The organism is Streptomyces aculeolatus (genome assembly GCF_020400605.1).
Taxonomy (GTDB): Bacteria; Actinomycetota; Actinomycetes; order Streptomycetales; family Streptomycetaceae; genus Streptomyces; species Streptomyces aculeolatus.
Genome location: NZ_JAINRD010000104.1, coordinates 1 through 486 on the forward strand (window position 1 = coordinate 1; position 486 = coordinate 486).

The window sequence follows — 486 nt, forward strand, 5'->3', positions numbered from 1 at the left end:
TGAGCATCCTCGGCGGGCGGGTGTGTCGTCGTTTGGGATCAGTGGGACGAATGCGCACGTGATTCTTGAGCAGGCCCCGGTGGAGGAGGTGCCGGAGTTGGAGGCCGGCGAGGTTGAGGTGCCGGGTGATTCGTTGCCTTTGGGTGGTCGGGTGCCGTTGGTGGTGTCGGGTCGGTCGGTGGGTGCGTTGGCTGGTCAGGCTGCGCGGTTGGGGGAGTTTCTGGCCGGCGGTGGTGGTGCTGGTGTGTCGTTGGGTGATGTGGGTTGGTCGTTGGCGGTGTCCCGTGCGGGTTTGGAGCACCGTGCGGTGGTGTTTGCGGGTGATCGGGGTGAGGCGGTTGCTGGTCTTGGTGCGGTAGCGGCTGAGGCGTCTGCGGGTGTGGCGTCGGGTGTGGTGGTGGGGGCGCGGTGTGCGGGCCGGGTGGTGTTGGTGTTTCCGGGTCAGGGTTCGCAGTGGGTGGGGATGGCGCGGGAGTTGCTGGAAGG

At 67.5% G+C, this 486-nt stretch carries 1 protein-coding gene; it reads left to right on the forward strand.

Going from position 1 to position 486, the window contains the following annotated elements; translation table 11 throughout:
* Positions 1-58: 58 nt before the first annotated feature.
* The coding region (locus tag LG396_RS38900; protein WP_443729188.1) for a KS-MAT linker domain-containing protein at positions 59-486 on the forward strand (428 nt) is incomplete at its 3' end.